The organism is Gracilibacillus saliphilus (assembly GCF_010994085.1).
Classification (GTDB): domain Bacteria; phylum Bacillota; class Bacilli; order Bacillales; family Amphibacillaceae; genus Gracilibacillus; species Gracilibacillus lacisalsi.
Genome location: NZ_WJEB01000035.1, coordinates 69,675 through 79,201 on the forward strand (window position 1 = coordinate 69,675; position 9,527 = coordinate 79,201).

Consider the following 9,527-nt stretch of genomic DNA (forward strand, 5'->3'; position numbering starts at 1 on the left):
TTTAGGAGTTTTTCAGAGTATTAATTAGAAAAGTTTGAAGCGTTTTAGATACGGATACGGTATAATTTACTGTTATTACCTGCCATCAAAAAGAATACAAGGTGAGGAATATAAAACAGTGAAAGAATGTGGAAGGACCAGCACAACACCTATCCTGTATGAGAGTTATAGTTATAACACTTATCATTGTAACGAGTAGAATTAGATCCACCTATGGCATCATGGATAAAAGAAACATTATTTTTCCAATCAACATTATTGGTTTCAATTTATCAATAAATTCTTAGTAAACGATCTTTGGAAACCATCGATTTCGTTTTTGCATCGGCTATTCAATGTATAATTCACACTTTTTACCACTAACAGTTAACATGTGACCACTGACACCTGTCGACTATTAATCTGTTAATATCCGCTTAAGGTCCTCAACAGTTCCCCCAGAAATCGTCAATCCTAATGGTATGCGGTTCAATCATCTTATTGGTATCATTGACTTCCCATAATGGCTGATCCATACTAATTTTTATATCAAAAAAGGTGTCCAATGTGAGACACCTTTTTAACATACTGCTTGATTATTTATAGAAGGCTACTGTGAACACATCTTCCTATTGACTATAAGTTTCAGAATCGACTTTTTTATCATCTACTGAGCAGTCTTAAGTCTATTTACCGCAACCACCAAAGCTTGCACCGATGCCTTCATAATATCCTCATCAATTCCAGCTCCCCAATACATCTGCCCGTTATGTGAGATTCCGATCTGCGCACAGGATTCTGCTAGAGAATCTTTTCCTAAGGAATGTTGCTCATACACTTCCAATTCATAATCAAGCTGAAAGGACGTTTTTAATGCATTACTGACTGCATCTAAACTTCCTGTACCTGCTCCTTGTAACTCGATGTACTGATCGGCTTGTTTTAATGTCAAGGTGACTTCCTGCTGCTCTCCTTTTTCAAAATGGTAATCAGCTAGCTGGAAATGCGGGCAATAATCAAGATACTGCTCTTTAAAAACATGGTAGATTTCCTCGGACGACAGTTCTCTATTTGTTTGATCTGATACTCTTTTCGTAGCATATCCCATTTCTTCATTCATTTTATACGGGAGTTTAATGCCATAATTTGTTTCGAGGATATAACCGATCCCGCCTTTACCAGACTGACTGTTTATACGGATTACATCTGTTTGATAATTTCGTCCCAAATCCATTGGGTCCACTGGAATATATGGTACATCCCATTTTTCCACTTGGTTTTCCTTGCGGTATTTCATGCCTTTAGAGATAGCATCTTGATGTGATCCAGAAAATGCTGTGAAAACAAGATCACCGGAATAAGGCTGTCGTTCATATACTGCCGTTCTTGTCAGACCTTCATATTGTTTTCGAATCGCTTCTAAGTTATTAAAATTCAATTTTGGATCATATCCTTGAGAATACATGTTCATTGCCAACGTAATCAGATCGACATTTCCAGTACGTTCCCCTATGCCAAATAAGGTTCCTTCTACTCTCTCTGCACCTGCCAAAACACCAAATTCGGCATCACTTACTCCACAGCCGCGGTCATTGTGCGGATGAATCGACAACCTGACACCATCGCGATAAGACAGGTTTTTATGGATATATTCAATTTGACTTGCAAAAATATGTGGCATCGCATTCTCTACTGTTGTCGGAATATTGATGATTGCTTGATGCTCAGGTGTTGGCTTCCAAATATCTAACACACTATTACAAATATCTAATGCATAATCCACTTCTGTGCCTGGGAAACTTTCCGGACTGTATTGAAAATAAAAATTGCCTTCTGTTTTCTCTGCAAGCTCTTTTACTAAAACGGCTCCCTCTACAGCAATTTGTTTGATCTCATCCTTGGTTTTCTTAAAGACCTGTCTGCGCTGGGCTTCTGAAGTCGAATTGTATAGATGAATAATGGCGTTAGACGCACCTTGAACCGCTTCAAACGTTCTACGGATAATGTGCTCTCGCGCCTGCGTGATCACCATAATCGTCACGTCGTCAGGGATCATATTGTTGTCAATCAGTGTCCGCACCAAATTAAATTCTGTTTCAGAGGCAGCTGGAAAGGCCACTTCTATTTCTTTAAAGCCGATGTCTACCAACAGTTGAAACATCTCTAGCTTTTCTTCCAAATTCATCGGGATCGGTAATGCCTGGTTACCATCCCGCAAATCCACACTGCACCATGTCGGTGCTTTCTCTATCGTTTCTTTCTTCACCCAGTCATAAGTAAGAGTCGGCGGCAAAAAGTATTGCCTTTCGTATTTTTGATGATTAAACATTGTACATTCCTCCCTTAAATTTGAATATAAAAAAAGCCCTTCTTCTCCAGCAATTGCTATGGAGACGAAAGACTTATGCTTACGCGGTACCACCCCGATTTCATGATAATCAACTATTATCATGCCCTTATCCAGATACAGACGAACTTTGCCTTATATCCTTCCCTTTTAACGGCGGGGTTCCGTCCTCAGCTAATCTCTACATCGTTTAGGTTTCACTAAGTCTGCTCTAAGACGAGTTCCCTGCTTCCCTGTTATTGCTTTCCATCAACCAGCAACTTTCTAAAAACAAGTTAGCAAGTACTATTTCTTATCAACGCATTTCCAATTTTTATTATGCTCATTATAGCAAACTAATTCAAAACGGGCTAGTGATGGAAGAATATTTTTGAAATGATTTTTTGCTTTATTGGATTTAATAAATAGTGCCTAATCACTTTCCACCATCATTACGGGTAAAGACAAAAGACAGGCTCCTTCTTTTGTTCTTGTTAAACAATCGGACCATCAGCAATAATAAAAACACAACCTTTTTTTCCATAAATGCGCCCTTATATGGAACTTCTCAATGAAATTATTTAACCCTTCTTTCAAGGTGATTTCCAACTCATTTACTTATCCTAAAGTTGATAAAGGAGGTTGACCCTCTGTATAAACAATTTTTCATGCAGAGAGTCTCTCGCTCCCTGTGATACTTATTACATTCTGATGCAAGCACAGAGTAATTAATCTATATGGATCAATCGTGTTAATGTTTCTTGGAGCCCTTTTTTAAAAGATGTTTTTGGAATAGGGCCTATTCGTTTTTCATATTTTTCGCCATTCAAAATAAATCCTTCTTTAGTGAGGTACATAATTTCAACAATTTCTCTCATAAATACGTCGAACAAGCCAATAAAGCGAATAGCATTTTTAGTCAGTGGAATGATCGGCTTTCGATTTCCTGTTACTTGACGAGCAATTTTGATAATTTCTTTACCAGAAATCACTCCTGCTCCTGGTATATTCCAGTTTTCCCCATAAGAATCATCTTGCTCAGCTATATTGACAATCATCTCAGCGGCATCTGGCAAATAAACGTATTCCCGAGGTGTTTTCAGGTTTCCAATAAAAATAGAGATTTTATTAGCTGCCATTCCTTCTAAAGTAGGCTGCAGATAAGAATTTTGCGATGTAGGACCATAATAATCCGGCAACCGGACAATTAATGCTTTCGCTCTTTTCCATTTGGAACTGAATATCAATTGCTCGAATTCTACTCTAATTTTACCTTTTTTTGTATGTGGTTGGTGTGGATGACTTTCATCTCCCTTTGCAACCTGATGTCCATATACATAAATTCCATCTACAATAACGATCTTCTTCCCTAGAATATCTGCTGCTTTCATCACACTTTCTCCAAGTAATAGGAGTTTATCTTTCATCTCTTGATACTTTACATTAGCACATTGAAAAATGACTTCCACGTCTTTGGCCGCATCTATAATCGTCTGGTAATCAAATATATCTCCCAATTTGTATGTTAATTTTGGGTTATGATCATGTTCCACCATTAATGCATCCAATTTACTTTGAGAGCGTCCGAAAGCAATAACTTTAATTCCTCTGCTCAATAACTCCGAAACAATTACCTGGCCTGATCCGCCAGTTGCTCCTAATACAATAGCTGTTTTCATTTACAACACCCTTTTAGTTAGTGATTGATCAATAACAAATCTATTCAAAAAAAAGACATGTTAGCTACGTTGATTGATACATTTTGTATTTCATTTCCATTAATACATACGAAACATTACGGTTATACACCTAACTAACAATTTTTCCTTAATCCCAAAATGTGAACAATACGACCACAATGGCTATAATACCCAATACAATCGACAATGGGGAAATAGAATTCTTTTTATTACTTTTATTCATCTGTAACACCTCCCTATAACATAGATAATCATTTTTTTAATCCAACCAACTAACGATACAAACGACAATTATCCCAATTGAAACATAGTCCATTTTGGCTAATCTCACATTATCACCTCCCTCCATTGTTTAGTGATTGATCAATAAATATTAATTAAAAAAATAAATAATCAACTAAACTAGATTATTTATTTTTTTCCATCATAAGCTCAGGGAGATCTATGAAATAAGAAATATTACATAATATCCCTCTCGCTAAAAATGTAGTAACTTCTCTTTCCACATTCTTGATCCCTGCTCTATTAAATCGATCTACGGTATATTTTTGAATACTCGACAAACCTCTTTGCGTTGCATTGCGTATAGCGTCTTCTGTTACGGATATTCCAATCACCTGTAACGCAATTTCATTAGGATATAATTCGGAAAGCTCTTCATATGCAGCGATCATTTCTTCAACAAGTTGTTCCGGACCAGCATCTACATTTTTAAAAGTATCCAAAATCCTTTCAAATGCTCTGTCTAAAGCTGCGATAAACAATTCTTCCTTTGTTTTAAAAAATCGAAAGACATAAGGCTGTGATATGCCGGCCTTTTCTGCAATATGTGCGGTAGTTGTATTATAGTAACCTCTTTTTGCAAATACTTCTAATCCAGCTTCAAGAATTTCCTCTTTGCGACTTTCTTTACTAGACCTAACCATGACAAACACCCACTAATAGTTATTTATTGATCAATTACATTATAATCAACTGCAAATATAAGGTCAAGTGGGAAAAAACAAGGGGACAGGTGTTTACGGAATCTTACTCCACCCCATGTAAAAACACTATCAATGGTACATCCTTATCTCCATGCTCTTGATAACTTAGACCCAAAACCTTCACCTCTTTTTTTGATTAGTTCTTTAAGTATTTGGTATTAATCCCATTCCAAAATTGCTCCCCTTAACGGAAGAATGGATGTGTATTTTTATTCTTTTTTAATTTATTTGAGTCAATTCTAACCCTTAGAGTTAACTATAAGGCAAGCATTTTTTACCGGGTAAAATATGATCTTGAATGAACACATGTTATTGCTGGGGTCTGATCCCTTCCAATAATAACCCGTAGCGGTCACTACGGGTTATGGATAAACGGTTCCCCAGAGTGATCGGCTATTGAAGGTGTTAGACCTCTCCTACTACTTTAGACGGTTAATAGGGAGGTCTATTTTTTATTGATCAAAGAGATAATCAATGTGAGTAATGCAATCAAGAAGGTACCGAAACTAAACAGGAGAAAATAGTATTAAAAATAAAGACATAAGTAATCCATGTCTTTATTGATTTTTAATGATTTGACATAATTGAAATATGCCTTTTTCAATTTCAGCTAACGAAGCAAACCCAAAGGATAGCCGTATAAACTGTCCTGATGGTTCCGCATAAATACTACCCGGATTAAGAAGGAGACCTTTGGATAATGCTTTATCAAATAGCCTTTTCACTTTAAACGTCGACTTTATTTTAATCCAAATAAAGAAACCGCCTGTTGGAACATCCCAAGTAGCATAAGAACTTAAATATTTGTCCAGAGCTTCTACAGCTGTTCCTCTCCGAACTTTAAGTTGTTCCCTTACTGTTTCAAGATGCTGATCATATAATCCACTAGATAACCACTCCGTTGCAACTAGTTGAGACAACGTACTTGTTCCATAATCCGATTGCATTTTTAAATCAGCAAGTCGGTCGATTACTGATTCTGAGCCAACTACCCAGCCAATTCGTAGACCAGGACTTAATGTTTTTGATAAACTTCCAAGATATAATACATTCCCGTGATGATCACTTACTTTCAATGGTTCTGGTGGTGGATTGTCAATCCATAAATCCCGATACACATCATCTTCTATAATGGGAAGTTGTTCCCTAACGCAATATTCTATTAATTTCTTTCGTCTTTTCTCCTGCATTAAGATACCAGTTGGATTATGAAAGGTTGGAATGGTATATAAAATACTCTTTCCATTTTCCTTTGGTTGATAAATTGAATCAACTATAATACCCTCACTGTCCATTGGTAATCCTTTTAACTCCATACCCACAGATTGGAAAACCGTCAACGAGTAAAGGTAAGATGGCACTTCTAAAAATACAGTTGATCCTTTTTGCAGAAGTCCTATTGATATAAGATGTAATGCCTGCAGCGCACCTGAAACCACAAGAATGGATGATGGAGATACGTCCATTCCTCTTATTTTCAGATAATCACTAATTGCTTGGCGTAACTTTATATTTCCTTTTGGTTCTTCATAGCCAAAGGGTGTCATTTGATTCGAAACCTTTTGTACAATGGACTGCATTTCTTTTAAAGGGAACATCTCTGGTGACAATTCTCCTTTACTTAACTGAATCAGATTATTATTGGATTCAGCCTCATTGATCTCCTGTACCGTTGAAACACTTGGTTTATGACTACCTAAAGGGACGTTTTTATTCCAATTGGTTGAGGATTGGTTTCCCATTAAAGTCCAAGTGTTATTGATGATGACAGTCCCCTTTCCTGCTTTTCCTTCTATCAATCCGTCTGCCATTAGTTCTTCCAGTGCTGTTATGACTGTGCTTCGATTGACATCAAACATTTTTGCCAGATGACGTTGACTGGGTATCCGACTACCTATTGCCCACTCCCCCTTGGAGATTTTATCTTTTATGAAATCTACAATCAATTGGTATTTAGGCTTTTTCATATGTACTCCTTTTTCCTAACCAAGTTCAAACTGGTTGGTTTTTTTCTATTTAACCTGTTGAAGACATTTTATCAAAGCCATATTAAGATGGGAATCATCAGATTTCACTGGTTGAATGAAAACATAAAATGAGGTGTATTTATGATAAGATCTTTAGATTTAAAACTTACTTTTGCTCATTCGATTACAATTATTTTATGGGCATCAGCATTTCCTGGGATAAAAGCTGCACTGACTGCTTATTCACCTGAACATGTATCTCTTTTGCGGTTATTGGTCGCATCATTAGTACTTATTCTTGTGGCAGTAATCCAAAGAATTCGTTTACCAAAACCAAAAGATATACCAATTATTCTATTACTTGGTTTCTTAGGGTTCTCTGTCTATCAAACTGCACTGAATTTTGGAGAACAGACGGTTAGTTCTGGGGTTGCTAGTTTATTGGTTTCAACAACGCCTTTATTTACAGCCCTACTAGCTTTACTATTTTTTCGGGAGAAATTTGGACTTTGGGGTTGGATAGGTTCCCTGATACGTTTTTGTGGTGTAGGATTTATCTCATTAGGTGGATCAGCTGAAAATTTTTCATTTAATGCAGGAGTTATCCTCGTTTTAATAGCTTCCCTTTCAGAAAGTATTTATTTTGTTTTCCAAAATGCCTTTCTAAAAGAATATGGTTTTGTTGCCTTTACGATGTACACGATTTGGGCAGGTACCATTTTCATGTTTATTTTTTCACCAGGGCTAGGAGAGGCAATCATTCATGCTCCCATTGATACAACGCTAGTGATAGTTTACCTAGGAATTTTCCCAACAATCATTCCTTATTTTACTCTAGCGTATATTACCTCAAGAACAGGAGCATCAGAAGCAACAAGTTCTCTTTACTTAACCCCTGTTTTTGCTTTTCTAATTGCATGGATCTGGCTTGGGGAACTTCCAACTATATATGCAATAATTGGCGGACTTATCACGTTGGTTGGAGTCTTTTTGTCAAATATTAAAAAACAGAATATTCAACCGACCTCTACTAAATTTGTTAATCGTGTATTATGAAACGAAAGACTGACAGAAATGCTTGAATTTCACAGAATCTGGCATTTCTGTCTACTAATATTTCCTGATTTCTTCATATGTTACTTGCCTCAGAATCTCTCTCTCCGTTTCATTTACAGGAAGTTCACTTACATTTACCACAATTACCTCCCCTACCTAAATAAAAGACATTTTTGTTCAAGTAAACTACTTCGTTAGCGTCTAGATATTTAGTAAAAATAAATTAATAAGCATTATGAATGATTACTTTCTTTCTGTTTATTATTATCTTTATAGTCAGGGATAAGTAATCCACCTCCGAAAAATAAAACAATCCCTATTATTTGTAATATTAGTGCGTATTCAGTGGAACGTAGAAATAAAGCTCTGACCATAATAATAACCGCACCTATAATAGTTATAATGATCCCTATCCTTTTTTTAGAAAGCATAATTACTCCTCCTATAAGAATTATCATTCTTCTTCACTTTACACCACCTTAATTAAAGAACAACTTGATTAAATATTAACACCATATTCCATTTTTTACCACAAAAAAAGATGGACTCCTCCATTTGAAAGCCCACCATTGTTACACTGATCTGCCCAGTTCCAGATAAGCCATCCGTTACTTTCATAACATTTTTCTAAATGGTTGTTACGTCTTCAGGTAAAGTACCTTCTTGTATCCAGTTTTCTATCAATTGATTAAAGAAAATAGGTTTTAATAAACTGATTCCATGTCCAACTTTAGGAATCATAATCCCAGTGCAATTAGAATTATTTGCAACTAAATCTATCGCTGATTTTTTCATTACTGCTTTTTCTTTTTCTCCAACAGTAACCAATATATTAGCTTTAGCCTTTTTGAAGCTTTCGGGTATTTTAAATGACATATTTTCTTCTAATATTCTAATAAGTGTATCCGACTTCATTTGAGAACTTTCTTTGTAGTATGTATCAAAATATTCCTCACCGATATAGAGTGTTTTCGCTTGGAGTTTTGAGAATGATTTGTTTTTTACTAAGGGGAAAGATAATTTTATCGACGGTCTTATCATTGTTTTCAAGAGTGAATTTGGTCTTACTAATGCACTGTTAATAATCGCATAGTCAGCTAAATTGGAATTAAGACTCAACATTTGAATAGTTACTTGTGCACCTAAAGAAAAGCCAACAATAGTTATATTTTTACCATTTGCTATTTTTTCAATTAACTCATTTACTTTTTCTGCACTTAATAGAATGGAAAATTTATCTGTATCTTCACTTGCTCCTTGTTCAGGTAAATCTATTGTAATGCAATGATAATTACGAAAATATTCAATTTGTTTATCCCACATCCAACTACTTACCCCGCCCCCATGTAAAAACACTATCAATGGTGCATCCTTATCTCCATGCTCTTGACAACTTAGACCCAAGCCTTTCAACTCTTTATTTTGATTAATTTTGTATGTATCCTTCAAAACTCGTAATTCTTTTCGCTTGTAGCGTTCATTACTGTGAACTACTCCCACCACTTACCACCCT

8 protein-coding genes and 1 other annotated feature are annotated in these 9,527 nt (G+C 35.8%); of the genes, 1 reads left to right on the top strand and 7 read right to left on the bottom strand.

The window, feature by feature from the left end; all coding sequences use genetic code 11:
- Positions 1–646: 646 nt before the first annotated feature.
- From GHT08_RS18155 to GHT08_RS18170, 5 genes are all read right to left on the bottom strand, one after another.
- Positions 647–2,308 carry a 2-isopropylmalate synthase gene (locus tag GHT08_RS18155; protein WP_163582829.1) on the bottom strand — a complete coding sequence of 554 codons (1,662 nt, stop codon included), beginning with the start codon at positions 2,306–2,308 and terminating at the stop codon, positions 647–649.
- Positions 2,309–2,365: 57 nt separating this feature from the next.
- Positions 2,366–2,634, bottom strand: a binding site (T-box leader).
- A gap of 399 nt (positions 2,635–3,033) precedes the next feature.
- Positions 3,034–3,984 (bottom strand): SDR family oxidoreductase, encoded by a 951-nt coding sequence (locus GHT08_RS18160; protein WP_163582830.1) that lies wholly within the window; start codon positions 3,982–3,984, stop codon positions 3,034–3,036.
- A gap of 428 nt (positions 3,985–4,412) precedes the next feature.
- The gene (locus GHT08_RS18165) at positions 4,413–4,931 is read right to left on the bottom strand and encodes a TetR/AcrR family transcriptional regulator (RefSeq protein ID WP_163582831.1); all 519 of its coding nucleotides are present in this window, start codon (positions 4,929–4,931) and stop codon (positions 4,413–4,415) included.
- Between the two features lie 505 nt (positions 4,932–5,436).
- Positions 5,437–5,505, bottom strand: coding sequence for a putative holin-like toxin (locus tag GHT08_RS22495; RefSeq protein ID WP_337747762.1), 69 nt, complete (start codon positions 5,503–5,505; stop codon positions 5,437–5,439).
- Positions 5,506–5,548: 43 nt separating this feature from the next.
- Entirely contained in the window at positions 5,549–6,958 is a 1,410-nt protein-coding gene (locus GHT08_RS18170) for an aminotransferase-like domain-containing protein (RefSeq protein ID WP_163582832.1), read from the bottom strand.
- A 141-nt stretch (positions 6,959–7,099) separates the two neighbouring features.
- Between GHT08_RS18170 and GHT08_RS18175 the strand changes: the two genes are divergently transcribed.
- Positions 7,100–8,014 carry a DMT family transporter gene (locus GHT08_RS18175; RefSeq protein WP_163582833.1) on the top strand — a complete coding sequence of 305 codons (915 nt, stop codon included), beginning with the start codon at positions 7,100–7,102 and terminating at the stop codon, positions 8,012–8,014.
- 233 nt (positions 8,015–8,247) lie between these two features.
- Here GHT08_RS18175 and GHT08_RS18180 read toward each other — a convergent pair whose 3' ends face one another.
- Both GHT08_RS18180 and GHT08_RS18185 read right to left on the bottom strand, forming a co-directional pair.
- A complete protein-coding gene (locus GHT08_RS18180) occupies positions 8,248–8,445 on the bottom strand; it encodes a hypothetical protein (protein WP_163582834.1) in 198 nt (65 codons plus the stop codon).
- A gap of 196 nt (positions 8,446–8,641) precedes the next feature.
- A complete protein-coding gene (locus GHT08_RS18185) occupies positions 8,642–9,418 on the bottom strand; it encodes an alpha/beta fold hydrolase (RefSeq protein ID WP_163582839.1) in 777 nt (258 codons plus the stop codon).
- Positions 9,419–9,527 lie beyond the last annotated feature (109 nt).

Bases quoted from the DNA above. Each gene is read 5' to 3' on its own strand.
- GHT08_RS18155 (WP_163582829.1), bottom strand. From the start codon at position 2,308: ATGTTTAATCATCAAAAATACGAAAGGCAATACTTTTTGCCGCCGACT.
- GHT08_RS18160 (WP_163582830.1), bottom strand. From the start codon at position 3,984: ATGAAAACAGCTATTGTATTAGGAGCAACTGGCGGATCAGGCCAGGTA.
- GHT08_RS18165 (WP_163582831.1), bottom strand. From the start codon at position 4,931: ATGGTTAGGTCTAGTAAAGAAAGTCGCAAAGAGGAAATTCTTGAAGCT.
- GHT08_RS18170 (WP_163582832.1), bottom strand. From the start codon at position 6,958: ATGAAAAAGCCTAAATACCAATTGATTGTAGATTTCATAAAAGATAAA.
- GHT08_RS18175 (WP_163582833.1), top strand. From the start codon at position 7,100: ATGATAAGATCTTTAGATTTAAAACTTACTTTTGCTCATTCGATTACA.
- GHT08_RS18180 (WP_163582834.1), bottom strand. From the start codon at position 8,445: ATGCTTTCTAAAAAAAGGATAGGGATCATTATAACTATTATAGGTGCG.